The sequence below is a fragment of the Sulfitobacter dubius genome, from assembly GCF_900113435.1.
In the GTDB taxonomy this organism is placed as follows: domain Bacteria; phylum Pseudomonadota; class Alphaproteobacteria; order Rhodobacterales; family Rhodobacteraceae; genus Sulfitobacter; species Sulfitobacter dubius.
Window position 1 is genome coordinate 1 of the sequence record NZ_FOPG01000005.1, and the last position, 23,709, is coordinate 23,709.

A 23,709-nucleotide genomic window follows, 5' to 3' on the forward strand; every position below is an offset into this window, starting at 1 on the left:
ACAGCGGCTGCGACCGATGCGTGGCTTCCAGACCATGGCCGGCGCAAAGGCCGCGCTCGCCGGGATCGAAACCTTCCGCACCATCCGCAAGGGTCAGTTCGAAAGCTGCAGGACCGGAGTTGAAAACGAGATCGACTTCGTCGCCAAACTCTTCCCGGAAGCCGCTTGATGATCGCAGTTCCTGCTCTTACTGCGCCGAAGCGGCGTTAATGCAACGGACCCGCTGAAAGAGGCTTGGCCTCATCTGGAGGCAGGTCGTATCGCGCCGGTGATGGACTCGGTCTACCCACTGGAGAAAGCTGCCGAAGCCCATGCGCGGATGGAGACATCTGAGCATATCGGTAAGATCGTTTTAAAGGTGGCGTGACCGCAATGGCCGCAACCGCCGATCCAGGTGCGGCGCGCATCCATTGGCTCACCGCGCCGCGCGATCCCGACCTTCGCCTGCATCTCACGGCGCGCGGCGACGCGGCGGAGCGCCCGCCGATCCTGTTCGTGCATGGTGCCACGTTCTCGGGAAGGATGTTCGATATCGACGCCAGTGGTGTTAGCTGGCTCCGGGCCGCCGCTGCGGCGGGCTTTGCGGCCTATGCGCTAGACTTGCGCGGCTATGGCCGCTCGGGGGATGCCAATTGGCGTGCCCGGGCATTCGCAGACGGCGTGGGCCCGGCATGCACCGGGCCAGAAGCCATCGAAGATATCGGCGCCGCGGTGGACTTCATCACTTATCGTCACGGACGGCCCACCGCATTGGTCGGCTGGTCTTGGGGCAGCACGACCAGTGCGCGCTACGTCGCCGGGCCTGGGCGCTACAAAGTCGCATCGCTCGTGCTCTACGCTCCCATCTTTGCCGGGCGCAACGAGGCGTGGTTGGCCGAGCTTGCCGATCCCGAAACACCCGGGCAGCGCTGCCCGCTAGGTCCCCACAGACGGATCACCGCTGAGGATATGCGCCGCCGCTGGAACGCACAGCTTCCCCCCGGCGGCGACGATTGGCGCGAGGAAACAGTGCTGCAAGAGCTGGCCCGCGTCAGCCTCCAGGACGATTCCACCGCCCGGACCGTAACGCCGCCGGGGTTCTGCGCACCTAACGGCACGCTGGTCGATCTGTGGGAGTGTTTCAGCGGCCGGCCGATCTATGATCCCGGCAAGATCGACTGCCCTACGCTGCTGGTCCGGGGCACCCAGGATCCCACGTCGACCCGCAGCGATATGCTCGCGCTTTTCGATCGGTTAGGCACGGCCGAGAAACAGTATCTCGAAATCGGCAACGGCACTCATTTCATCAACGCTGAGCGGCGCGCGCCCTCGCTTTTCTCGGCGGTGCATGCGTTCCTGCATCGGCACGGAAGCACCACAAAATCAACAGGAGAGTCTTGATGGAGATTAATACCATCGCCGTCATCGGCGCCGGAACCATGGGCGGTGGCATCACAATTCCCTGACTCGTGGCGGTGCTCCGGGTCACAACGATCGACACCGGCCATAAGGCACTGGCAGCATTGGAGGCGCGAGTGGCGCTATTTCGTCCGGGCCGTCGAGAAGAAGCGGAAGAGCGCTCAGCAGGCCCGATCGCTGCACGCGAAATCTACCGATATCGCGGCTGCCGGTCAGGCGGATCTGGTGATCGAGGATATCACCGTCAGCCGCCATTTGCGCTGGAAGGCCTTGCGACGGTTTCCGACTTCGGCTGCGGTGTCGGCATAGATCATGTCGCGGAAATCCTCGGTGAGTTCGTCCTGCATGCGTTTCGGGGCATGGCCGAGAAGATTGCGGTGCTTGTAAACCGTGCAGCGTTGGATCGGTAGTTCCTCGCCCCAGAGCGCGACGAGTGCCGCCTCCAACCCGGGGGCGCCATCGACAATGACAAATTCCGGTCGTTTCAGGCCTCTCGCATCAAGATTGCCGAGAAACTGACCCCAGTCCGGTTTGCTTTTGCCGCCCATATTCAGCCGCACGATATTTTCATCGGCCAGGATGCGCGTGACCCAAGCGTCCCAGTCGGCCTTCACCTTACGCCAGGACCGGCTCACATCCTTGCTCAGCGCCCCTTCAAACAGCCCATACAGCGCCCGTTTCACGCGCCGCGTGTTGGTCCCGGCTAAATAGACCGAAACAATCAGGGCCTCAGCCTTCTTAGTCAGCCGCTGATAGCGCGGCAGCGCCTTTGAGCGCCTTCGGTGATCTCGCCGGTCTCATCGATGGCGCGGGCGCGTGGCACGCTCACCGTTTCCGCGCCGAAGGTCCGACAAGCTAACGCTCGCGATGACCGTGTTGGTAGCCCGTAGGTTTATTGGTGCCCGATCGTAACGGCATCGCCCAAGAAACGCGTCCAGGTCCTCTTCGAAGATCGCTTCAATCGTGACGCGGATATTCTCTTGCAGCCGATCCTCGATCGGATCGTAGCCCGCTTCATTGGCCAGTAGCGAGAGTGCGGCAGTATCGGTATTGTTCTTCATGGCGTGATCTCTCTGGCGGTTGCTGCCGCCGGTTGGGTGGGTGCAAGTTTACCCGGAGATTGCGACACCTTCGAATTTCCACCACCTTCGCGACACGAAAGGTATCGCTCACACCATGAATGTTCACACGTCCGCACCTCGCCGTCTTGAGAACCACTGGATTTATACTCCGCACCAAGGGTCAAAGCCTCGCCCCCCCCCTTGTGAACAGATTTCGGCGCTCAGGGGGCGAGGGTTGGCCGAGACTTGCTGGCAATACCTGACGCCAAGACAACGCCGATCGCCACCATGACGACACCGACCACCTTCAACGGTTTAATGAGCTCACCCAGAAAGAACGCTCCGCCCAGCAACGCGAGGATTGGGGTCAGAGCTGCAAAGGCGGCAGTCTCGGCCGCACCGAGGCACTGCACCGCGTAGCCGAAAAGGAACATGGCCAGAATGCCACTTGCAAAGCTTTGAATCAAAATCATTATCGTGATGTCGCTGAAACTAGCCGCTGAAAAACTGACGTTTCCAGTCGCCAGAAGCACTGGTGTGACAAGCAGCGTTCCCCAGAAAGATCCGATGACGAGCCCATGCAAAGGGCTTAATCCACTTTGACGAAAAATTACAGAATATACTGCCCAGAGCGCTGATGCGGCCAAAAATATGACGTGCCCCTTCCAAGCATGCTCTTCGGCTCCGGCGAAAACCTGCCACAAGTTTATGACAATCGCGCCAGCCAGAATTATCGCCAGTCCAACTCTCCGTCCTGAGCCGGGAACCTCTCCGGTCATGAAGTAGACCACCAGCGCGGTCCAGAATGGCAAAGTGCCCGGAGCCAGCGCGCCGCCGTCAGAAGCGGGCGCGTAGGCCAACCCCATGGACATGGCAAAGGGAAAGACTGCGCTGGCCCCGATCATCAGCATTACAGCCCTCTGCCAAGATTGCCCACGGGGCATGACACCCAATCGCCACATGAAAGGGGCCATGACCAGAGCGCCGGGAACCAGGCGAAGGATCATTATTTCCTCAGCAGTAAAACTGCTCTCCACGCCGAACCGAGTAATCACAAGGAACCCCGCCCAGATCGTAACGGTGGCGAGCGCCGCCCAAAGTCCAAGTGTTCTTTTCCCGGTGAGATCCATCAAGCTGGCCTTTCAAGAGCTATAACGTAGGGCCTAAGCCGTATTCAGTTGCAGGTCTTCCGCAGCGATGTCAGTGGTTTCTCCTAGGGGTTTTAACAACGCCTCGACACCATTTTCGTTAACATCGAATAGATTTCCCGGCTTCCACTTTGGCGCGTGGTCTTTATCAACCAGAACGGCGCGAATACCCTCCGCGAAATCCTCACGGGCTACCATACCCAGGGCCACACGATAATCATCCCGCAAGATGGTTTCGATCGATTGATTCCGGCCCTCAACCATGCGTTTCCAAGTCACATGAATGCTAGTGGGCGCGGACCGCATGATCGTCTCATGCGCGGTAGCAAACCAAGCGCATGCAGCAGCAGCCTTTTCGAGGGTGCATAGCATAGCCTCGAAAGTATCCTGACCAAAGATTTCGTTGATCTGGTCCATTTTTTCTTCGAAGGCACTCGCTTTGATCGGCGCACAATGGCGACGGATAATTGAATCCACCGCCCCATGATTAAGCCGCGAATCCGCAACAAGATCGCTCTCCAATGACTGAAAAGAAGAAGCGGGAACATGATGTGTCGCAAATCCAGAGAAAATTGCATCCTCGGTCTGCGAGTTTGTACCCGTGAGCGCTAAGAACCGGCCGAGATGTCCAGGACACCTATTTAGAAACCATGTAGCGCCGACATCCGGAAAGTAACCGATCAGATTTTCGGGCATCCCCATCTTGACGTTTTCGCTGACAACTCGATGGGAGCCATGTAAAGAAATCCCTAAACCACCCCCCATGGCGACGCCATCTATCAACGAAATGAATGGTTTTTTAAGCCTGTTGATCCGTTGGTTTAATGCGAACTCTTCACCAAAAAATTCGCGGCCCATGGCAATACGGGCATTCGAATTCGAAAGAATGCCGATCGCCCGCACATCTCCACCTGCACAGAAGGCGCGACTTGACCCACTACGCAGGAGAATGGCGTCAACTTCGCACTCGCCATCCCACTGTTCGATAGCCCGTGCGATGCTTCGCACCATTTCAACGTTCAGTGCATTGAGTGCCCTTGGCCTATTCAGCGTGATGATTCCGAGATGTCCTACCCGCTCCGTAAGGACGTAATCTTCAATCTCATTTGCAAACAAAGTGAAATCTCCTGTCATAGGCTCCGCGCAACTTGATTGCGCAGAGCTGTTGTTTGAAAAGCGCCGCTTGTGACGATAAGGAAATGAACGTTGAAGACACTATGCTTCAACACTGGGCTCGCCATCGCGTACAGTGGTCAGGCCCAGGCTTGCTGATAAAGCTCTTGGATCTCATCAGCCTCCGGAACGCGGGGGTTATTACCAGGCGAGCCGGAAGCGATAGCCTGTTGCGCCATCATGGGTAGCAAACCCATCCAACTTGATTGCTTAATCCCATAGGATTGGGGTGTCGGGACGGCAAGATCGAGGTTAATCTCACGTAGTGCTTCCACTAAAAGCTCTGAAGCTTTTTCATCTGAAACATCATCAGCAACGATATTCATGGCCCGTGCGCAGTCGGCATAGCGCCCCTTCGCAGATTCTGCAGACCACGCGGTCACAGTGGGCAGTAACATCGCGTTAGAAAGTCCGTGGGCAACGTGGAAATGGGCTCCGATCGGACGGCTCATTCCATGAACCAGAGCTACAGACGCATTCGAAAACGCAATTCCAGCTTGAAGTGAGCCGACCATCATTGCTTCGCGTGCAGAGCGATCTTCGGGGTTGTCATACACTCGGCGCAGGTTCGGCCAGATTGCACGCATGGCAGCGGTTGCTTGGGCATCTGAGAATGGATTGGCGAGGCGTGAAACATAAGCTTCTAATGCATGTGTTAACGCGTCGATTCCGGTATCGGCGGTAAGCCGTTTGGGAGCGGTGATTGTCAGTTCATAATCAACAATGGCGAGCAACGGCATGTACGCCATGCCACCACACAGCATCTTTTCATCGGTTTTATCGTCAGTAATGATTGTAAAACGGGTTGCCTCTGACCCAGTGCCTGCCGTCGTCGGGATGGCGACAATGGGCATACCGGGAGTGTTTTCCTGATGCGGTGCTTTGAGCGAGTGCATGCTTCCGCCTCGCGCGACAAGGACGGCTACGGCTTTTGCTGTATCGATGGAGCTACCGCCTCCAAAGCCGACGACACAATCGTGATCACCTTCTGCAACAAACTGGACAGCAGCATCGACCGATGTGGTTGTCGGGTCCGGGACAACTTTAGAAAAAACACGGGCATTCATTCCGTAATTCTCAAGAATAGCGAGCACGCGATCGGCGGCCCCACTCTTTGCAAGAAAGTCATCAGTAACGATAACAGGCCTTGTAAGGCCCATTTGCGCCAGCGCCTCTGGCAATTCAGACAGTGCTCCAGCTCCTATTCTCAGCGCACGCGGCAGTAAAATACTAGGCATTAGTTTCTTTCTCCTATGGGGGGCGTCGATTTTGATATTTCGTTAAGATCTCAGGGTATGGGGCGGCGCTGAGCGAGGCTGAAAGAACGCTCAGGGTGATCTGGCGCAGCGTTCTACAGTCAACCCTGCACCATGCAATCAACGCCCTGAGAATGACGGCTCGCGTTTATTCAAGAACGCATCCATGCCTTCCTTCTGACCTTCAGTTGCAAAAGCCGCCTGAAACAACCGGCGCTCGAACCGCACACCATCAGTAAGAGACAACTCCTGTGCCATGTTCACGGCTTCTTTGGCCATCATCACAGAAGGCCCGTTGTATCTGCAGATGACTGTCGCGGCTTCAAGCGCCGTATCGAGAACTTTGTCATCGGTAACTACCCGTGCGACCAAGCCGGCTTGTTTGGCTTCGTCAGCTCCAATCATGCGCCCTGTTAAGATTAGATCCATAGCGAGCGATTTACCGACGAGTGCCGTCAGGCGTTGCGTCCCGCCAATCCCAGGCAAAACTCCGAGCTTAATTTCAGGCTGGCCAAATTTTGCGCTTTCGCCGCAGATTATGAAATCACACAGCATAGCCAGTTCGCATCCGCCGCCCAAGGCAAAGCCGCGCACGGCTGCGATGATCGGCTTTCGAGCGCGCGCGAGAGCGTCCCATGCCCCGAAGTAATCTTCAGAATACATGTCGACGAAGGATTTCGCCTGCATCTCTTTGATATCCGCCCCGGCGGCAAAAGCTTTTTCCGACCCGGTAATCACAATTGCACCAATGTCGGCATCGGCCTCAAACGACATAACCGCCGCACGGATTTCCTCCGACAGCATTGAGTTAAGTGCGTTAAGCGCTTTGGTTCGATTGAGTGTGATAAGGCCGACAGCGCCCCGCGTTTCGACGAGAATAGTGTCATAATCTGGTTGAATCATCGTAAGACCTCTTATGGTAAAGCTGGACATTCAAGTTTTTGGTTGCAAAAAGCCTGCCGCTCATGGCTGAGCCAAGCGCGGCGTAGGACCAAATGAGCGTATTTCTGGGTTCGAGTTAGATCATCTCAACCATTGCTTCGACGATCCGTGCGAAGTGATCTCGTCGGGTGCGAGTGCGCTCCCGACGAGGCACGCTAATTACGCTACCTTTTTGACGGAACCATCCACCGGGATACCGTTCTTTACTGACATCGCGTTAGGGCTGAAGCCGACAGCTGCTTTTTCGACTTCCGCCAACGTGTCGGCATCTGCGTCGCAATCGACCAAAATCTCGTAGTTCAGCCCTGACATTTCAACTTTTGCATCATCCCGCAAGTTGAGGAAACCGGCTAGATCCAACCCACCGGTTACTTTGACATCTAGTTTGCGCACTTCAATGCCACGAACGCTCGCATTCACAATGAAACCGACCATGATGCAGGCCCCAACGCCAGACATAAGGTATTCTTGCGGGGTCGGGCCTTTGCTTTCACCCAAAAGCTGCGGCGGTTCATCCACAACCCAAGTAAAGTTTCGCGGAATTTCTTCGTCGCCAAGCGACATGGGCAAGGCCGAGACCTCTGCACGAACACCCTCCTGCCAAGATAGATTTACTCCATATTTAGCCAGTCCAGCTTCGGGTGTTTTCCGGATCATTTGGCGTGCGCCGTCCAGCGCGTCGACATCGACTTTATTCAGCATTTTTAGCTCCTATGTTTAAGATAATTGCTGCATTTCCGCGGCGTCACAAAAGAGCGCCCCGCGGGAGGCCCGCGCCGGGAGAGCGCGGGAGGGAGGAAACCGATCAGGCTTTGCCAGTAAGACGCATGAATTCGTGTAGAACTTCACCAACTCGGCCAGAGAATTCGGGATCCTGCTGCGAGTATTCGTCAACAACTTCCATTGAATATTCACGGACCTGAGTGACTACGTCCTCGTTCAATCGGGAGATGTTCTTACCCATTTGGCTGGTGAACTCGTCCATGCGCTTAAAATCGAGGTGCCGGAAGTGGCCACTAGCCTTCGCACTCATTGCACGCACTGCGTTGTCGATGATGCGCTTGTGGTCGTCACCCAGCTTGTTCCATTGCTCCATGCCGACAATAAACTCACCGTTGGAATGGCTGAGCAGGTCAGGTGTGACGATATGTTCGGTCACTTCCTGAAGGTTCATGCCCCAACCGGTAGACACGCAACCCCAATGAGCACCGTCTACGACACCGGTCTGAAGGCTCTGGTATAGCTCGCCCCCTGGAACGAAGACGGGCGTGGCGCCCATTTTTTCAAAAACTTTTGCCGGGGTGCCGGTCGAGCGAATTTTGAACCCTCGGAAGTCTTCGACAGTCTCGATCGGCTTCTTGGAGTAAACGGCGAGCCCCGCAAACGAGATCGGTCCGGCCTGATAAATCCCATACTGGGCATATGCTTCGCGGATAATGTCGAGCGCGCCCATATCGTAGAAAAACATCTGCATTTCTTCATGGCTATCCCAGGTGGCCAAGTTGCCATTGAGGTGACCCGCTACAGGGATGCGCCCGATCCAGTATGCAGGAAAGATGAACGCGGCGTCGAGAAGTCCCCGACGCAGTGCGCCAAGTACCTCGCCAGTGGGCGCGACAGTATCAGCCTGAAGCGTTTCGACCTGAATTTCTCCCGCGGTCGCTTCAGTGATCCATCGTGCGAATTCGGCATAAATGGAGTCAAAATATTCTACACCGGGTGTCCAGTGGCTCTGAATACGCCATTTGATCTGCTCCTGCGCCAAGACGGCCGGGGCGGATAGGACAGTCGTTCCCGCCGCGATCGCGCCTCCGGTCAAAACTCTCCGACGATTAATTGTAGGTACAGTCATTTTAGTTCTCCTCCTTGTTAATCTTAAATCACGCATGACGATATGGGATGGCTGAGCGCGGCTCGGTCAGTCCATCATCTGGGTTAATGAAATCAGAATTTCAGGGACGGCGAGCAGAAGCGCACCGGTGGCAAGCATGATGCCGAGGAACGGCAGCACAGAACGGTAGATTTCGGTGATCGGCGTGTCTGGGCTCAGACTCTTGAGGTAAAACAGATTGTACCCGAACGGCGGCGTAATATACCCGATGCAGAGGTTCAGCTGAAAAATCACGCAGAACCAAATCGGATCAAAGCCGAGCTCGACAACGATCGGATAGAAGATCGGAAGCGTCAGCAGAATGATACCTACCGGATCGAGGAACATTCCTAGCACAAGCGCAGCAAGCTGCATGAGGACGATGAGCATCCAAGGCTCAAGTTCTGAGTTGCGCAGTAGATCGACCATGAAGGCAATCCCGCCGCCACTGGAGTATATCGAAACGAAAGCCCCTGCCCCAAAAATGATCCATACGACCATTCCGGTGACCGATGCGGTATCGTAGCTTACTGCCTTGATAAAATCGAAGGTGAGTTCGCCCCTCAACCAGACCGCAAAAAGAACGGCGGCGACGCCGACGCCCGCAGCTTCGGTGGGCGTCGCGATCCCGAGGAAGATAGTGACAAGTACTGAAAGCACGATCAGAAGCGGTAGCAGAACTGACTTTAGCGCCTTTAGCTTTTCGCTGAAAGGCGCCGCGACGTTTGCAGCCGGTGCGAGGTCGGGCCGCAGATTTGCCTTGATTACTACGTAGGTGATAAAGGCAATCAGGATGAAAAGCCCGGCAATTAAACCCCCGAAAAAAAGCTTTCCCACCGAAAGCCCTGTCATCATCCCGATAATGATAAGTGTAATAGACGGCGGTATAAGGATGCCCAGGGTACCCGAAGCGCCAATCGTGCCGAGAACGAAGCGATCGTCGTATCCGTGGCGTTTCATAGCAGGGATGCCGACCAACCCGGTGGTGATCGTAGATGCGGAACAGTTCCCAGTCATAGCGGAAAGCACGGCTGCAAAGCCTGAAGTGCCTACAAGAAGGCCTCCATTGAGCCGCCCTGACCAGAGATAGAAGGCTTGATAGAGATCCTCGGCGATCTTGGAGCGCCCAAGGGCGATACCTATTGCAATGAACATTGGGATCGCTGAGAGCAGTATCGACCACATGTTGCCAAACGTGCTCGATACTACTGAAAAGACTCCTGGTGGACCGTTTAGGATCAAAGCGAAGATGACTGCGATGCCGCCCATTGCGAAAGACAGTGACACACCCAAAATGATCGCGGCGATCAAGCCGCCGAACATACCTATGGTTAGAAGCTCAGGGCTCATGACGATACACTCCCCGCATCAACTTCGCAGGTGCTTCGGTATGTTGATGGGACTGCGACGGCGATCAGGGACCGGATAAGACCCGCAATTGCCTGAAGCATGATTAGGCCGGTCGCAATCACAAGAATCAACTTCACGGGCCAGAGAGGATGGGCTAGGGCGCTATCGTCTTTTTCTTGCCAAAGCAGAGCTTCTTGATAGAATTCCCAACCGGAGTAAGTCAGCGCTGACGTCCAAATCAGCAGGAAAATATAATTAAGACTGTCGAAAACTCCGAGCGTTCGAGGCCCTCTTCCAATCATCAAGATATCGACCCTGACATGACCGCCACGCAGAAGCGTGTATGCGCCGATCAAGATAAAATAAGATGCAAAAATTCGCTGTGTATACCCGTGCGCCCAGATTGTGGGGCTGTCGAACGCATAGCGAGACACGACCTCCCAAACCAAAACCCCAGCTCCGACCCAAACGACGAAGCTAACAGTTCGACCGACGAGCAAGTTAAGTTTGTCGACCAAAAGTAATATTTTCATGGCTCCCCCCAACTCAAAACCGAAGCATCCTCCATGCTTTGGCCTCGAATTTCATATGGTAGCTATGTTTTTCGAAAAAAAACCACTTGTCAAATGCTAATTTGTCGTCCAAATTCGATATAGAGACACGATTTTGGGGCAAATGATGGCAAACACCAAGCGAGCCAGTTCATACAATGTAGCAACACGCGGCAACTTGCTTGATGCCGCGGAGCGTCTTTTTGCTACGAGGGGTTATGAAGTCGTTACTCTCAAAGAAATTGCCGCCGCTGCTAATGCAAACGTTGGGCAAATTTCGTACCATTTCGGGCAGAAAGATGAGCTCATTAACGCCGTCATCCTGCGCCGCGCTGGCGCCATAAGCGAAGAGCGTACCCAGCTTCTCGAATCCTACGAACGTCTCGTCGGCCCTGCAGGGTGCGAACTCGAACCTATCGTCCGCGCGTTTCTGGATCCTTATTTTGCCAAGCTCAAAAGTGATGATCCCGGCTGGCGATGCTATGCGCTCTTCATTGGGCGGAATGTGTGGGACGCCAAGCTCGCAGAAGCGATTACCGAAGGGTACAATCCGACCGCACATCGGTACATAGAGGCTATCCGCCGCGCAGTCCCGTCACTTACGGAAGTAGATGGCGTGCGTGCATTCCAATTCCTCCTCGCCGGTCTCTACGGGTCGACAACAAATGACAGTCGCATCAACGGCTTGCTTGGAGATGACGGTCTCGATGTCGACTACGACGGATATCAGAAAACCCTTGTACCCTATGTCGTCGGTGGCATCCGCTCAATCGGCGTCATGCGGGATTCGACCGGAACAAAACCATAAATAGGGGTAAGAAAATGAAATTTGAAACGATAGCGCTCGACCGGCAAGGACCAGTCTGGGTGCTGACCCTAAACAGGCCTTCGCGACTGAATGCAATGAGCCAGCCGATGTTGTCTGAACTAACCGCAGCCTGCGATGAAGCCGAGTCCAGCTCCTCGTGTCGCGTAATTGTGGTCACGGGCGCAGGCAAGGCGTTCACGCCGGGCTTCGACCTACAGGATCAGGCGGCGCGAACGCCGAAAGGTCGTGACGAATGGGCCCCTATTCTTCGCCGTGATTTTGACAGTGTGATGCGCTTCTGGACATTGTCAAAACCGACCATTGCCGCTGTAAATGGACCTGCCCTAGCTGGCGGCTGTGAGCTGGCGATGGCCTGCGACATCACGATCGCTGCAGAAAGCGCGTTTTTTGGAGAGCCGGAGGTCAAGTTTGGCGCAGGCATCGTGGTGATGCTCCTGCCTTGGATCGTGGGCCCAAAGAAGGCAAAGGAAATTTCTTTTCTCGGAAGGGACACTCTGAGCGCACGGGAGGCCGAAGCGATCGGAATGGTAAATGAAGTAGTGCCAGACGATCAGGTTCTGAGCGTTGCGATGGAGCACGCGCGTAGAATAGCCGTAGTCGATCCGATGGTGATCCGGCGTACGAAAGCACAGATCAACGAGACCATGGATATCGCGGGGATGTCGAGGGCATTGGAAAGGTCGCTTGAAATCGACTTGGAGCTCGAAGCCGAGGGCAGCCCGGACAAGAAGGCGTTTCTCGAAGCTTTGCGTGTGGGTGGCTTGAAGGGTGCCTTAGCATGGCGTGACGAGAGGTTCAGCACTTGAGCCAGGCAGCTGAAACACAAGACTTCTATGAAGCCATCATGTGCGCCCGCAGTGGCGGAATTCACGATGATACTGGCTTTTTAGAGATGGCCGAGTTGCAGAATCAGGTCGTCCGCCTCACGCGCGATTTAAAAGGGCGCGGGGCCAAAGGCGGAGAACCTATCTTAATCGCGATTTGCGGCGATGCGAATGACGTCGTCGGAATTCTTGCCGTCATAGGCGCCGGGGCAGTAGCGGTGCCCATCCACCATAAGTCTCATCAAGATTACATTGATCATGTTCGGCAAATTACCGGTGCGCGATTTTATCTTGATGCGTCGGATCCGGCAGTGGCACCCGAACCACGCATAAAACAGATTTCCAATCGGCCGCCTCCGCATCGCCCCATACTTGATGGTGCCGCCTTCGTGACCTTCACGTCTGGCTCAACAGGAACTCCCAAAGGTGTCGTTCTGGCACGCGAACGTGTGTCGGCGAAGTACCACGCTATCCGCATTGCCATTAATCTACAGTCCGCGCCCGTCGCGCTGGTTCCGCTGCAACTGCTTTTCAGCTTCGGACAATGGGCCACGTTCCTACCCCTGATGTCGGGAGGCACAATTCACATGACGAGCCGATATAGTCCGCATTGGGTGGCACGAAAACTCGAAAGATTCGAGATCAATTACCTGGCAGCCGTCCCAACTATGTTGCGCATGTTGGCAGGCTCGGCCATTTCGGAACAGTCCTTTCAAGTGCTAACGGGCGGCGAAGCTGTCGGCAGCCGTCTACGACAAACGCTGTTCGAATCTTGGCCGCACGCCACGATCAATAGCATCTATGGCCTGACCGAAACTGGCACATGTGACCTGTTCCGTCGGGATCAGGCTCCCGATAACGGCGGCAACAGCCTCGGGTTTCCTTCTCCAGACGTCGAAGTAGCAACCGATCCGGACAACCGCGAACTACTCATCAGAAGCCCGTACAATATGCTCGGTTATCTGGAAATGCCCGAGCTCTCTGCGGAAACGCTGCGCGAAGGATGGATTCGTACCGGCGATCAGGCAAAGATCCTTTCGACCGGCGAGGTTGTGTTGGCTGGCCGTATCAAAGAACTCATCAACAGAGGCGGCAATAAGGTTTCGCCACTTGAAGTCGAAACTACCTTTCAGCAGCATCCGAATGTGTCCGCCGCACTGGCGACGGCCGTGCCCGACAAGCGATTTGGTGAGGCGATTCATTTGCTGATCGTTCCCACCGAGGCATCAGAGCTGGCCGCTTCCGAGCTGCTGGACTGGGCTGTGCCCCGCCTGGAAAGGTTCAAGCTGCCCGATGTCATCCACTTCGGACAAGAGTTGCCGTTGGGCAATACCGGAAAGTCGGACCGAAATGCTTTGCGGCGACTAATTTTGGAGCAAGGGCAGGCGGAATGATAAACGCCGCAACATCTCCACGGCGTATCATTCCTAATGTCGGCATACTGATCTTTGCCGAAATTGGTGCGATGTCGCTTTGGTTTGTCTCTAACGCGATCTTGCCAGAATTGAGCGCAGGTACGAACCTCGATCCTTGGCGGATCGGGCTGCTTTCTGCAGCTGTTCAGATCGGTTTTGTCGTGGGCGCCCTCGCGCTCGCGGCATTTGGGATACCCGACAGGTTCGACCCACGCCGTGTTTTTGCCATCGGGGCGGCGTTGGCCGCGATCTCAACTGCCGCGCTCGTCTTCACACCACCTGCTGGGAACATACAAATCGTCCTACGCTTTGCAACCGGCCTCTGCCTCGCCAGCGTGTACCCGGTTGGGATACAGCTGGCGGTCAGCTGGACGCAGAAACGACGGGGCCTTGTGGTCGGGTTGCTGGTAGGCGCCCTGACGCTCGGCTCCGCCATGCCACACGGCTTGGCGTTACTTGGTGGAGCCAATTGGCAGTTTACTGTGTTGCTCGCTAGTGCGATCGCCCTCAGCGCTGCTGGTCTCATCTTAACAATGAAGCTCGGCCCGTATCATACCAGAGCACCTGCTTTTTCGGTCCGCGACTTAACTCTTGCCTGGACCCTTCGACCGGTTCGATTGGCATTCGCTGGTTACCTTGCCCATATGTGGGAACTCTATGCCTTCTGGGCTTGGATTGCCGCTGCACTCTTGGTGTCTTTTCAGGAGCATGGCATCGCGAACGCGCCAGATATGGCGCGGCTAGCCACTTTCATCGCGATTTCGATTGGGGGTATTTTCTGCATCCCGACCGGAGCTCTTGCCGACAGGTTCGGCAAAGCAAAGATTGCGGGTGCCACGATGGGGCTCAGTGCTTCATTCGGTTTTTGCACGGCCCTTAGTTTTAATCATTCACCAGAATTGACCGTCATATTTGCTGTCTTATGGGGAGTTTTCATCATTCCCGATAGTGCTCTCTTTTCAGCGCTTGTCGCAGATGCTGCTCCCGCAGGAAAGTCCGGCAGTCTGATGACACTACAGACGGCGCTCGGTTTTCTTATTACCGTTTTGACGATTCAGATGGCCCCCATTTTAGCCGCCTCGTTTAGTTGGCCCGCAGCTCTCGCAATCTTTGGCGTTGGACCTCTCGTAGGGATCGAAGCGATGCGCCGACTGGATGGGCTTTTACTCCAATCCAACCTGAGATCGAGGTCAACCACCTTAGAGGAGGAACTTCCGATATGACGGATCACTACGATGCATACGTGATCAAGCTACCAAACGATCACCCTTCCGCAAAACCGCCGCCGAAAGCACTACAAGGCGTCTGCTTACGGGCAACAAAAAGTCGATCTCTGGGTAAATTAAAATGAAAAGTACTATGCAAAGGGGAGACCTTGGTGTCGCCCGTGCCTTAAGACATGCCATAAAGACAGGTGCTGACACACCAGTAACATACCAGTCTTCAACCGGTGCTATATTCGATTCACTGCGGTCCTGCGCAGAACGCGCAGCACGGTTGGGCCTAGCACTGCGAAGCTTTGGACTTGCTCCCGGCACACGCGTTGCCACTTTCTGCGGAACGACCAGAGAACATTTTGAGGCGTTTCTCGGTGTTCCTGCCTATGGGTTTGTATTGCACCCACTCAACATTCGCATGTCGGATGAGGACCTCGCTCGGATAGTCGCGGAAACTAAAGACGAAGTCCTTATTCTCGATTCCGAACTAGCCGAGAGGTTCGCCACACTCGCTCCGAATCTGACGTCGAGCGATCTGCGTCTCATATTAGTCACCGGCAATCAGGATGTAAGTTTCGTAGATCTCGAACATGCGCAGGTCTTGGACTATCAGCAGTTCTTCTCCGATTTCAAAACTCCAGAACCTTCGGATATTACTGACGTGCCAGAAGACATGGCGGCCACGATCTGTCACACTGGTGGAACAACAGGAAGACCGAAAGCGGTGGCGTATTCGCATCGCTCGATCTGGCTGCAAGCTCTTAATCTCTGTCTTGCAGATACACTTGGGCTATGCCGAGCCGACAGGGCTCTATTGGCCGTCCCCTTCTATCATGTGAACGGGTGGGGGCTACCCTATGCATGTGTCATCTCCGGGGCGGGACTGGTCTTGCCTGGCAGCTCATTCAGACCCGGAGTGCTGTGTGAACTGATCAACAGGGCATCAGTCACGATCGCCGCGGGCGTGCCTACCATCTGGACAGACCTTCTTGGACACCTGGATGCGCCGGAAACCCAGCTCGCCTCCGGGCTAAAGCGTATTGCCACCGGAGGCGCTGCAGTTCCTGTACCACTATCACGAGCGCTGGCAGCACTCGATATCACGCCAGTTCAAGCTTGGGGCATGACCGAAACCTCTTCCATGTCCGCTATCGGCCCGGTCGAGGTCGCAACACATAGTCCAATAGGACGACCGGTGCCGGGGCTCGAGTTACGCACCATTGACGATAAAGGCGTTCCTCTGATGCCGGGAGCGTCGGTGCCTGGTGAAGTACAAGTGCGCGGCCCCACGGTAATCTCGCACTATCTTGAAGCCGGCGCCGAAGCGGCGGCACCAGATGGCTGGGTGTCGACCGGCGATATCGGTACGATCGATGCATCGGGCGCACTGACTCTGACGGACCGGTTGAAGGACGCCATCAAATCAGGCGGAGAATGGATACCGGCAGCTGCGCTCGAAAACGCTATCTGCGAAGTCAGCTGGGTTCGCGATGTCGCCGTAATTGCGCAACATGACGAACGTTTTCAAGAGCGCCCATTTGGCGTTCTGGTCGTCAGCTCACCGGAGGCGGTCGATCTGGCTGCATTACGTGCGCATCTACAAGCTGTAGTGCCTTCATGGTGGATACCCAAAGCATGGAGCATTTTGCCCGCTTTGCCGCGCACAACACTTGGAAAACCGGACAAACGTGAGCTTCGGGAGAGGTTGATAAAGGGCAAGTTGCAGAGCGTCCACCTCACCCAAGCCAAAAACCTCAAAGAACCACAATCTTGAACCAAAGGAGAAAACTATGAGTGTAGTAGAAACAAAGATCGCAGAGGGCATCGGCTGGATCACCCTGAACCGGCCCCGCAAGCTCAATGCACTCGCAGCAGAAGTCGTTGCTGCGGCCCGCGAAGCGGTAGAGGCGATGGAAAAAAACGACGAAGTAAAGGTCATCGTTCTGCGCGGCGCAGAAAATAACTTCTCAGTCGGCTACGATATCGCGCAAGAGGTAGAAATGGGGCTGTCCCGTCCCGAAGATTGGCACGCTGCGCTTACTAATAATGTTGGCCTTAGCATGGCTGTGTTTTCCTGTACAAAGCCGACGATTGGGGCCGTTGACGGATGGTGTTTGGCCGGGGCATGCGAACTCGCTATGGCATGCGATATGATCATTGCAACAGATCGAGCGAAGTTTGGCGAACCGGAAATCCGCTTCGGTTCCGGTCCAGTTACGCTTCTGATGCCATTCATTCTTGGTCAGAAAAAAACTATGGAGCTTTTATTGACTGGAGACACCGTAGATGCCCAAACCGCGCTTGAAATTGGGCTTATCAATCGTGTGGTAGCCCCAGAAGACCTCGAACAGACAGTCTCCACGCTAGCTCAGAAAATCGCGCTGACCCCCTTAGTAGTACTGCGTTTGACAAAAACAGCCCTCGTCCGGGCTTATGAGGCCATGGGTCTTCGCAATGCCGTGAACGTAAACCTTGATATTGCAGCAACCCTGAACGCAGCGGAGGCTCCGGAAAAGGCTCAGTTTCAAGAGCTTGTGCGCACCCAAGGTCTTCGTGCAGCACTGAATTTTCGAGACGAGCGTTATGGGGCGCTAACAGTCTAAAATATCTGATCTTGATAAACCTAGTCAGTCTTCTGTGTCCGGCTTTCAGCTGGGCACAGCACATGAAACTTTCGCGCTAATCGCAGACCTTGGAAAGGTTCGGTTTGTGAGGTCGAGCATGCCGCGCAAATCTGTAACTGATACGTTTTGTCACCGGCGATAACGACCTTTTTTTGCCAGAGACGGATAGCGCTCCCCTACTAAGGGAGTAGGTCCGCCTTACGTGTCACAAGCCGTCAACATGCGTAAACGCCTGCATCTACTGGGCCGAGATAATCGAGGACCTGCTGTGCCTCACCGTCATTCATGAGCTGCATTGCAGTCCGGCCGTCAAACCCCGGCAGAGGCGCTAAGCGATACCATACGTGAGCCAGCGCCTCTGACCCAAACCGCGGCGCCATCATCTTGATTACATCGTTCCTGTGCATGGGCTTATGATAGCGCATTTCCAGTATGGGCAGTACGTAAAATTGAGGAGGCTACCCCAGGTCGCTGACACAGGACTTTGGCCTCGACGCACATCCGAGATTGCGTTGCAGGTCTGATGATAGACATATACGCCTGCCTTAGGGTCAGGATTCATAACCAGTAGATGACGAGGGCGGCGAGGGCGATGGCAGAAAGGAAGACCTTCGGGCATCGGTCATATCGGGTGGCCACACGCCTCCAGTCCTTGAGTCTTCCGAACATGATCTCGATGCGATTGCGCCGCTTGTATCTCCGCTTGTCGTATTTGACCGGCGTCTTGCGCTTCTTTCGGCCTGGGATACAGGCGCGTATCCCCTTGTCCTGCAACGCTTCTCTGAACCAGTCAGCATCATAGCCGCGATCCCCGAGTAGCCATTTGACCTTGGGCAGGCCGCTCAGCAGGGCCCGTGCGCCGATGTAATCACTGACCTGTCCAGCGGTGACGAACAGGTCGATCGGTCGTCCCTGACTGTCGCAGATGGCATGCAGCTTGGTGTTCATGCCGCCCTTGGTTCGACCGATCAGGCGACCACGCCCCCTTTTTTGGCGGCCATACTGGTCGCCGTTCGGTGGGCTTTGAGATACGTCGCGTCGATCATCACGGTCGTCTTCTCGCCGTGTTCTGCCGCCAGCCCGGCCATTATCCGCGCGAAGATGCCCTTCTCGCTCCACCGCTTCCACCGGCTGTAGAGCGTCTTGTGAGGACCATAGGCAGCAGGCGCATCGCGCCACCGCAAGCCATTGCCATTGATGAAGATAATCCCGCTCAGCACCCTCTTGTCATCTACCCGGGGCTTCCCGTGTGACTTGGGAAAGAAGGGAGCCAGACGGGCCATCTGCGCGTCGGTCAGCCAGAAAAGATCGCTCATACCACTGCTCCATTTTCCGAGCGGTGAATCATGCTGTGCGAGCGAAATCAATGCATCCTGACCCTAGATTGCTCACATTGAACGTTGGTTTCGTCCAACTGGTTTTCCAAAAGCGCGGTCGTGCATTTGGTTGACAAGGTATCAGCGCCCGAGACTTAGCGCGCACCCGAGCCAGACACGACATCGACGAAAATCTTTGGGGTACCATTTATGTCAGTTAGAGCGAGCGAGCTTTCGCCCGCGATGACGTATTGCACACGCAGCGGGTCATCCCCATCGCAAGTATAGGTCATGGTCTCGATACTATCGACGGCACCGAGGGAAAGGTTAATGCTCGTTTCCGCGTTAACCGGCAGGGCCAGTGTCGAACAGATGAGGGCAGTAAGGGTAAAGCGCATGGGATATTTCCTTTGTTACTTCGGTCGATAGGCTAGGTTGCGCACCCTCTTAGGCTGCTAGTCGGGAGGGGCGTTGCATGCGGCAAGCGGCACAGGTGAGTGCCGCAGCCCCTTGCAGTGCGATCGGCGCGTCACAGCGCCGACATTTTACGGATCTATTTGGCAGGGCTTGCGCGAACTGGGTGCGACAACTGGGACAGCGCCCTGCTGCCGCGCGCGGGATCGCGGCGGCGCAACAAGGGCATTGGGATGGCAAGTGAAAAGTCATGGCGTATTTCCGAGATAAGAAGGCTGTACCGATTGAACGGCGGTTTCACTCCCCGGACGGTGCGCCATGCTGTTTCACAGCATTGGGCGACACCCCCCGGGCCGCGCATGGTTTTTGCGCGCCCTTATGTTTGGCTCTCTCATTTTATGCACTCTGCAAGGTTTCTTGCTCAAGAGGCGCGACCTTGAGGATTTTCAACTCGCGCCGTTGCCTGTCGCGTGTTTCCCAGTGGAACACAGCGCCTTCGGCCAGGCCAATGAGCGCGACGCCGATGGGGGTCATTACCGAAACGAGACCGTTGGAGATGTCGGCGTCCTGCGGCAGAACCAAAGTGACTGTATGGTCTTTGTCGGTTGCCTCGTCATGGTACGTCACCTCGCGTCCTAGATCGACGACATCAGCGCGCAGACGCTGCGGGGTGACAATGCGCGCACGACCCAGTTCTTCGACCAACTGCTCAGCCAATTCCGGATTGCGGCGCATCATCCCTTCGGACAGCGCTTCAAGCTCTGCCAGCCGGGTGCTGCTGAGCACGATCTTGGGCTTGCGAGGGGATTTGCGTGGTTTGGATGGGGCGGACATAGGAAACTCCTTTGAAATTGATAGGTTTGAGCGGCTGGGGTGGCGCATCTTCAAACGCCGCAGACGTCCAGCACGATAAGCGTGTCGATCCAGCCGTCTTCGCGCAGCAGAGGGGCTCGTTGCAGCTTTTGCATACCCAACATGGTCGCGCCCAAGAAGGAGGTCACGGGGATGCACCCCGCGTCATCAGCCGGCACAAAGGTCAGCATGCCGCTTCGGGCCCTGCCGCCGTTCGTCATGAAGGAAACGAGCCGCCCCGCCACAACGAGGTTGGCTGGCGTGGGTTCGGGCGCGGGGCGCGCCAAGCGCAGCTTGTGATGCAGGAAACCTTCAATCAGCGCCGGGTTCGGGCATTCCGCTGTGAGCCCAAGGCTCAACAGACGTTCAACCCCGACCCGATCGGCACGGGTTAGTTGGAACCTGCCCTTAAGCGGCGGGCATTTGAAGGATGGTCGATAGGTATTGCCCGTAAGCATATGCGTCGCATTGGCGATGTACATGATGGTCCCCCGGAAAGGATCGCAGTCTCAACGAAAGGTTTGAGATGGCCCCGGGGGTTGTAGATACGCCTAAGCGTGCGCCACCCGGGGACGGGGGCGGTTCAGAAGCAGAAACCGGAAATGATTCTCATGCGTGACCATTAGGTGAGCCTACCCTGTATCTTTTGGCTGTCAACGCCCGTGGACGGGGATTGTATCTGGGATGCTGACTTCAGCGGATGGTCGGCGGTTTCACGCCCTCAGCGGGGCTTGCAGGTACATCATCAAAGCCCATCAGTACCGCCAAGAGATCGGGAGAAAATACGCGCTCCATTAGGTTTTTTCGCTATTTACTTTCGTCGGCTGCGCGCTCCTTTGCGTGCGCGCGTCCAGTACCCGATGAACATCCATTCCTTCGCTCCGACGGTTCGCGACGGCGGCGATGATGCCTTCTGCTACCGCAACGGCGGAGGTGATCGAATTGGGCAGAAGTCGCCTTACTGCGTCGGCATAGAAAGTAACATGTCCATGTTTGCTGAGAGGGCTCGTAGGGCGATCGGTGATGCAGAGTAGATCGGCGCCGCGCGCCCGCGCGGTTTCAGCTACTTCGATCGTGTCTGACGAGTAATGAGGCAGGGAGCAGACGACCACTAAGTCTCCGGGTTGGCAATGGAGCACCTGGCGCATGGCACTGCTGCCATTGCCTAAAGGACCAATATTGAACGCACTGCCGCGGCAATAAGGTTCGAGCCCATGAATGAGAACCCCACAGACAAATTGGCTGACGCCGGCACCAAAGGCAAAGATACGCTCCGCCCGCAAGATCATCTCTACGGCATTGGTGCAACTTCCCTCGTCGAGCCTGTGGCGGGTTGCTTCGAGGTTGGCGCAGTCTTGGTCAAGGCCGTTGTTAACGACATCAAAGGCCCCGGCGCTCTCATCTATTTCGTTAGTTAGTCGGGTGGCATGAGATTCCGATTTCCGCATCGTCTCGATCTGCGAGTCGCGAAACTCTGAAAATTGAGAATATCCGATGGCGCGGGCAAATCGGGTGGCCGTCGCGGTAGAAACGACGCAGCGAGACGCCAGTTCCACGTTATTCAAAAGCGCGGCAGTTGTCGGATTTTGCAGGATAAAATCTGCAATTTTTCGGTGTGCCGGGCTAAGGGTTTCATACGTGGCTGCGATGCGCTGCGCGACCTCGCTATGATAATTGCCTGCCATTCAAAGACCCCCTTGACGAAATTAACGTTTCATGAGTTTCATGTGCTTGCAATTGTCGTTGCAGTCAAGCTGCCTGCATCGCAGTAGTCAACGTCAGTATCCCTCGGGAGGGAAGATATGAATTATAAGAAAACTCAGGCCTGTGCCGTTGCCGCACTGGCTACGGCTTTGGGCGCGACCTCGCTGTCAGCGCAGGAACTCACCATCGGGCTTAGTTCTGAACCGACTGCTGTAGATCCACATTATCATGATTTAACGCCCAACAACCAACTTGGCATGCACATCTATTCCATGCTGGCTACACCGGATGCCAACCTTATGGCGCAGCCAGAGCTTGCCACCTCTTGGGAAGCCGAAGATGACAACACATGGGTCTTCAAACTGCGCGAGGATGTAAAGTTCTCCGACGGGACAGATTTTGACGCGAGCGACGTGATCTTCACATTCTGCCGCGTGATGAACAACGAAAGTGCCATCGGCTCCACCGGCAGTTCCGTTGTCAGCAATTTCGAAAGCGTCGAGGCGCCTGACCCTCATACACTGCGCATCAAGACGAAACAGGTTGAACCGATCATGCCCGAGATGCTGGCCGGGGTTCCCATCATCAGCGACAGCATCGTGGAGCATGACGACATCACTTTCGATCTGCCAAACGATTGTGGCGTGACTGGAACCTGGCCCTCGATCGATGACTTCAACGTGGGTGAAGCGGCCGTGGGCACTGGTCCCTTCAAGCTGGAGAAGTTCAGCAAGGGCGCCGAGATAAGTCTGATGCGTAACGAAATATACTTCGGCACCCAGCCGGACTGGGAAACAGTCACCTTCGTACCGGTGCCCAGCGATGGCCCGCGACTGGCCGGGCTTTTGTCGGGCGACTACGACATGATCGAATCTCCTGCCGCCCGCGATGTGGCGCAAATCGAAGAGAACGAGGCGTTCGAATACGTATCCACTCCCTCGAACCGAGTGATTTTCCTGCAGATGGATATTGGCCGCGGCGACAGCCCGTTCATCACTACCGAAGACGGCTCCAACCCGTTCCAAGATGTGCGGGTGCGGCAGGCGATCTCGATGGCGATTGACCGACAGGCAATTGTCGACCGCATCATGGATGGGTTGGCCCGTCCGGCCTATCAGTTCATCCCGGACGAGATGTTCGGCGCGATCCCGTCGCCCGCTCCAATGGAATACAACCCCGAAAAAGCCAAGGAACTACTGGCCGAGGCAGGCTATCCTGATGGGTTTAAGGTGACCTTTCACGCCACCAATGATCGCTATATCAACGACAGCCAAATTGCACAGGCCGTAGCGCAGTTCCTAACCCGCGTCGGCATCGAGACCGAGCTTGATGCGATGACCCGCTCGATGTTCTTTAGCCGGCGCTCGGGGCGCGAATTTAGCTTCTCAATGGGCGGTTGGGCGTCCAGCGAAGGCGGTGCGGCTTCCTTTTTGAGGCAATATGCCGTGACCACAGATGATGCGCGTGGCGTCGGCGGTTCGAATTATGGCGATTGGAGCGATCCGGAGTTTGACGCTTTCGTGTTGGAGGCGATCAGCACGGTGGACGAGACCAAAAGGTCTGAACTGCTGCAGCAAGCCGAACAGATGGCCGTCGACAAGCTCGGCTTCATTCCCCTGCACTTCGAGAGCACTCTCTGGGCTTTCCGCAAGGGTGTGAGCTACGACGGGCGTGCCGATCAGTTTACGCTGGCCTATCAGGTCGAACGCGCCACTGAATGATCCACGCAGCTAAATCACTTGTGCCGTCGCGCATCCTGCGCGGC

23 protein-coding genes and 1 pseudogene are annotated in these 23,709 nt (G+C 55.8%); 9 read left to right on the forward strand and 15 right to left on the reverse strand.

The features are described from left to right. Positions 1-181: 181 nt before the first annotated feature. Positions 182-367 (forward strand): zinc-binding dehydrogenase, encoded by a 186-nt coding sequence (locus BM229_RS17025; RefSeq protein WP_420855264.1) that lies wholly within the window; start codon positions 182-184, stop codon positions 365-367. A gap of 5 nt (positions 368-372) precedes the next feature. Beyond that, the gene (locus BM229_RS17030) at positions 373-1,380 is read left to right on the forward strand and encodes an alpha/beta hydrolase (protein ID WP_093928851.1); all 1,008 of its coding nucleotides are present in this window, start codon (positions 373-375) and stop codon (positions 1,378-1,380) included. A 263-nt stretch (positions 1,381-1,643) separates the two neighbouring features. Here BM229_RS17030 and BM229_RS17035 read toward each other — a convergent pair. From BM229_RS17035 to BM229_RS17075, 9 genes and pseudogenes are all read right to left on the reverse strand, one after another. Then, positions 1,644-2,459, reverse strand: a pseudogene (locus tag BM229_RS17035) (transposase); the annotation flags it as partial. A gap of 221 nt (positions 2,460-2,680) precedes the next feature. Next, the gene (locus tag BM229_RS17040) at positions 2,681-3,589 is read right to left on the reverse strand and encodes a DMT family transporter (RefSeq protein WP_093928852.1); all 909 of its coding nucleotides are present in this window, start codon (positions 3,587-3,589) and stop codon (positions 2,681-2,683) included. Positions 3,590-3,622: 33 nt separating this feature from the next. Then, positions 3,623-4,741, reverse strand: coding sequence for an enoyl-CoA hydratase/isomerase family protein (locus tag BM229_RS17045; protein ID WP_093928853.1), 1,119 nt, complete (start codon positions 4,739-4,741; stop codon positions 3,623-3,625). Between the two features lie 119 nt (positions 4,742-4,860). After that, positions 4,861-6,018: an iron-containing alcohol dehydrogenase gene (locus tag BM229_RS17050; RefSeq protein WP_093928854.1), complete on the reverse strand. Its 1,158-nt coding sequence runs from the start codon at positions 6,016-6,018 to the stop codon at positions 4,861-4,863. Between the two features lie 138 nt (positions 6,019-6,156). Then, positions 6,157-6,969 (reverse strand): enoyl-CoA hydratase, encoded by an 813-nt coding sequence (locus tag BM229_RS17055; protein WP_276326655.1) that lies wholly within the window; start codon positions 6,967-6,969, stop codon positions 6,157-6,159. Between the two features lie 168 nt (positions 6,970-7,137). After that, positions 7,138-7,680, reverse strand: a complete 543-nt coding sequence (locus BM229_RS17060; protein ID WP_093928856.1) for an OsmC family protein — start codon at positions 7,678-7,680, stop codon at positions 7,138-7,140. 103 nt (positions 7,681-7,783) lie between these two features. Continuing rightward, the gene (locus tag BM229_RS17065) at positions 7,784-8,830 is read right to left on the reverse strand and encodes a TRAP transporter substrate-binding protein (RefSeq protein ID WP_167360290.1); all 1,047 of its coding nucleotides are present in this window, start codon (positions 8,828-8,830) and stop codon (positions 7,784-7,786) included. A gap of 66 nt (positions 8,831-8,896) precedes the next feature. Further along, positions 8,897-10,198 (reverse strand): TRAP transporter large permease, encoded by a 1,302-nt coding sequence (locus BM229_RS17070; RefSeq protein ID WP_093928858.1) that lies wholly within the window; start codon positions 10,196-10,198, stop codon positions 8,897-8,899. Then, complete coding sequence (locus tag BM229_RS17075) at positions 10,195-10,731, reverse strand: TRAP transporter small permease subunit (RefSeq protein WP_244152258.1); 537 nt, start codon at positions 10,729-10,731, stop codon at positions 10,195-10,197. Before BM229_RS17075 ends, BM229_RS17070 begins: the two co-directional genes overlap by 4 nt. A gap of 145 nt (positions 10,732-10,876) precedes the next feature. Here BM229_RS17075 and BM229_RS17080 point away from each other — a divergent pair, with 145 nt between their 5' ends. The 6 genes from BM229_RS17080 (at position 10,877) to BM229_RS17105 (ending at position 17,637) form a co-directional block, all read left to right on the forward strand. Beyond that, on the forward strand, positions 10,877-11,557 hold the full coding sequence (locus BM229_RS17080) for a TetR/AcrR family transcriptional regulator (RefSeq protein WP_167360291.1): 681 nt from the start codon (positions 10,877-10,879) through the stop codon (positions 11,555-11,557). 14 nt (positions 11,558-11,571) lie between these two features. Next, positions 11,572-12,384 carry an enoyl-CoA hydratase/isomerase family protein gene (locus BM229_RS17085; protein WP_093928860.1) on the forward strand — a complete coding sequence of 271 codons (813 nt, stop codon included), beginning with the start codon at positions 11,572-11,574 and terminating at the stop codon, positions 12,382-12,384. Further along, positions 12,381-13,796: a class I adenylate-forming enzyme family protein gene (locus BM229_RS17090; RefSeq protein ID WP_093928861.1), complete on the forward strand. Its 1,416-nt coding sequence runs from the start codon at positions 12,381-12,383 to the stop codon at positions 13,794-13,796. Before BM229_RS17085 ends, BM229_RS17090 begins: the two co-directional genes overlap by 4 nt. Further along, positions 13,793-15,040, forward strand: a complete 1,248-nt coding sequence (locus BM229_RS17095) for an MFS transporter (RefSeq protein WP_093928862.1) — start codon at positions 13,793-13,795, stop codon at positions 15,038-15,040. The genes BM229_RS17090 and BM229_RS17095 overlap by 4 nt, the downstream gene beginning before the upstream one ends. 136 nt (positions 15,041-15,176) lie before the next feature. Continuing rightward, positions 15,177-16,808 carry an AMP-binding protein gene (locus BM229_RS17100; RefSeq protein WP_244152260.1) on the forward strand — a complete coding sequence of 544 codons (1,632 nt, stop codon included), beginning with the start codon at positions 15,177-15,179 and terminating at the stop codon, positions 16,806-16,808. A 16-nt stretch (positions 16,809-16,824) separates the two neighbouring features. Further along, complete coding sequence (locus tag BM229_RS17105; RefSeq protein WP_093928864.1) at positions 16,825-17,637, forward strand: enoyl-CoA hydratase/isomerase family protein; 813 nt, start codon at positions 16,825-16,827, stop codon at positions 17,635-17,637. Between the two features lie 236 nt (positions 17,638-17,873). On the opposite strand, the gene BM229_RS17110 is transcribed toward BM229_RS17105, so the two are convergent. The 6 genes from BM229_RS17110 to BM229_RS17135 all read right to left on the reverse strand — a co-directional run bounded on the left by BM229_RS17110 (position 17,874) and on the right by BM229_RS17135 (position 21,925). Then, positions 17,874-18,083, reverse strand: coding sequence for an antitoxin Xre/MbcA/ParS toxin-binding domain-containing protein (locus tag BM229_RS17110; RefSeq protein ID WP_093928865.1), 210 nt, complete (start codon positions 18,081-18,083; stop codon positions 17,874-17,876). 133 nt (positions 18,084-18,216) lie between these two features. Then, positions 18,217-18,974 (reverse strand): IS5 family transposase gene (locus tag BM229_RS17115; protein ID WP_093928866.1). Its coding sequence is split into 2 segments (ribosomal slippage): positions 18,217-18,638 and positions 18,638-18,974, totalling 759 coding nucleotides; the frame shifts between segments, so codons are not numbered across the junction. 155 nt (positions 18,975-19,129) lie between these two features. Continuing rightward, positions 19,130-19,372, reverse strand: coding sequence for an MliC family protein (locus BM229_RS17120; RefSeq protein WP_093928867.1), 243 nt, complete (start codon positions 19,370-19,372; stop codon positions 19,130-19,132). Positions 19,373-19,784: 412 nt separating this feature from the next. Further along, positions 19,785-20,222 (reverse strand): nucleoside diphosphate kinase regulator, encoded by a 438-nt coding sequence (gene rnk / locus BM229_RS17125; RefSeq protein ID WP_093928868.1) that lies wholly within the window; start codon positions 20,220-20,222, stop codon positions 19,785-19,787. A gap of 50 nt (positions 20,223-20,272) precedes the next feature. After that, entirely contained in the window at positions 20,273-20,722 is a 450-nt protein-coding gene (locus BM229_RS17130; RefSeq protein ID WP_093928869.1) for a hypothetical protein, read from the reverse strand. 312 nt (positions 20,723-21,034) lie between these two features. Further along, a complete protein-coding gene (locus BM229_RS17135; RefSeq protein WP_093928870.1) occupies positions 21,035-21,925 on the reverse strand; it encodes a MurR/RpiR family transcriptional regulator in 891 nt (296 codons plus the stop codon). 117 nt (positions 21,926-22,042) lie between these two features. Between BM229_RS17135 and BM229_RS17140 the strand changes: the two genes are divergently transcribed. Further along, positions 22,043-23,665 carry an ABC transporter substrate-binding protein gene (locus tag BM229_RS17140; RefSeq protein ID WP_093928871.1) on the forward strand — a complete coding sequence of 541 codons (1,623 nt, stop codon included), beginning with the start codon at positions 22,043-22,045 and terminating at the stop codon, positions 23,663-23,665. Positions 23,666-23,709: the final 44 nt, after the last annotated feature.

Bases quoted from the DNA above. Each gene is read 5' to 3' on its own strand.
- BM229_RS17030 (WP_093928851.1), top strand. From the start codon at position 373: ATGGCCGCAACCGCCGATCCAGGTGCGGCGCGCATCCATTGGCTCACC.
- BM229_RS17040 (WP_093928852.1), bottom strand. From the start codon at position 3,589: ATGGATCTCACCGGGAAAAGAACACTTGGACTTTGGGCGGCGCTCGCC.
- BM229_RS17045 (WP_093928853.1), bottom strand. From the start codon at position 4,741: ATGACAGGAGATTTCACTTTGTTTGCAAATGAGATTGAAGATTACGTC.
- BM229_RS17050 (WP_093928854.1), bottom strand. From the start codon at position 6,018: ATGCCTAGTATTTTACTGCCGCGTGCGCTGAGAATAGGAGCTGGAGCA.
- BM229_RS17055 (WP_276326655.1), bottom strand. From the start codon at position 6,969: ATGTCCAGCTTTACCATAAGAGGTCTTACGATGATTCAACCAGATTAT.
- BM229_RS17060 (WP_093928856.1), bottom strand. From the start codon at position 7,680: ATGCTGAATAAAGTCGATGTCGACGCGCTGGACGGCGCACGCCAAATG.
- BM229_RS17065 (WP_167360290.1), bottom strand. From the start codon at position 8,830: ATGACTGTACCTACAATTAATCGTCGGAGAGTTTTGACCGGAGGCGCG.
- BM229_RS17070 (WP_093928858.1), bottom strand. From the start codon at position 10,198: ATGAGCCCTGAGCTTCTAACCATAGGTATGTTCGGCGGCTTGATCGCC.
- BM229_RS17075 (WP_244152258.1), bottom strand. From the start codon at position 10,731: ATGAAAATATTACTTTTGGTCGACAAACTTAACTTGCTCGTCGGTCGA.
- BM229_RS17080 (WP_167360291.1), top strand. From the start codon at position 10,877: ATGGCAAACACCAAGCGAGCCAGTTCATACAATGTAGCAACACGCGGC.
- BM229_RS17085 (WP_093928860.1), top strand. From the start codon at position 11,572: ATGAAATTTGAAACGATAGCGCTCGACCGGCAAGGACCAGTCTGGGTG.
- BM229_RS17095 (WP_093928862.1), top strand. From the start codon at position 13,793: ATGATAAACGCCGCAACATCTCCACGGCGTATCATTCCTAATGTCGGC.
- BM229_RS17100 (WP_244152260.1), top strand. From the start codon at position 15,177: ATGCAAAGGGGAGACCTTGGTGTCGCCCGTGCCTTAAGACATGCCATA.
- BM229_RS17105 (WP_093928864.1), top strand. From the start codon at position 16,825: ATGAGTGTAGTAGAAACAAAGATCGCAGAGGGCATCGGCTGGATCACC.
- BM229_RS17110 (WP_093928865.1), bottom strand. From the start codon at position 18,083: ATGCGCTATCATAAGCCCATGCACAGGAACGATGTAATCAAGATGATG.
- BM229_RS17120 (WP_093928867.1), bottom strand. From the start codon at position 19,372: ATGCGCTTTACCCTTACTGCCCTCATCTGTTCGACACTGGCCCTGCCG.
- rnk (WP_093928868.1), bottom strand. From the start codon at position 20,222: ATGTCCGCCCCATCCAAACCACGCAAATCCCCTCGCAAGCCCAAGATC.
- BM229_RS17130 (WP_093928869.1), bottom strand. From the start codon at position 20,722: ATGTACATCGCCAATGCGACGCATATGCTTACGGGCAATACCTATCGA.
- BM229_RS17135 (WP_093928870.1), bottom strand. From the start codon at position 21,925: ATGGCAGGCAATTATCATAGCGAGGTCGCGCAGCGCATCGCAGCCACG.
- BM229_RS17140 (WP_093928871.1), top strand. From the start codon at position 22,043: ATGAATTATAAGAAAACTCAGGCCTGTGCCGTTGCCGCACTGGCTACG.